This window comes from Nocardia amikacinitolerans NBRC 108937, from assembly GCF_001612615.1.
Classification (GTDB): domain Bacteria; phylum Actinomycetota; class Actinomycetes; order Mycobacteriales; family Mycobacteriaceae; genus Nocardia; species Nocardia amikacinitolerans.
The window spans coordinates 1-446 of the sequence record NZ_BDAU01000096.1 but is presented as its reverse complement, the minus strand read 5'-3'; the positions used below and the strand labels follow the sequence as shown (position 1 = coordinate 446).

The following is a 446-nucleotide window of genomic DNA, read 5'->3' as shown; positions in this document are numbered from 1 at the left end:
CTGTCCACGGGCTTCGGTTGCGTGAACGGGAGTGTGAGAGTGGCGCTGCGCCAACGGATTTGGATCGGAATCGACGTCGGCAAGGTCAGTCATCACGTGTGCGTGGTCGACGAGAACGGCAAGGTGTGCTGGTCGGGCAAACTCGCCAACGACCAGCGGGCGATCGAAGCGGTGATTGACCGCGCTCGTCGGACCGGGATCGAGTTGCGGTGGGCCATCGATCTGACCAGTCCCATGTCGGCGCTGCTGATCACGGTCCTGCTGAGCGTCGGCGAGTCGGTGGTGTATGTGCCCGGCCGCGTGGTGGCGACCATGACCGGTGTCTTCCGCGGTGAGGGCAAGACCGACGCCAAGGACGCCCGCGTCATCGCCGACACCGCCCGCATGCGCACCGACCTGCAGCCGGTGACCGTACCGGATGACCTCGTCGCCGAACTGACCCAGTT

The 446-nt window shown here is 65.7% G+C and carries 1 protein-coding gene; it reads left to right on the top strand.

Going from position 1 to position 446, the window contains the following annotated elements; all coding sequences use genetic code 11:
• Window positions 1-39: 39 nt before the first annotated feature.
• On the top strand, window positions 40-446 hold a 407-nt coding region (locus NAM01S_RS33615; RefSeq protein WP_169810948.1), incomplete at its 3' end, for an IS110 family transposase.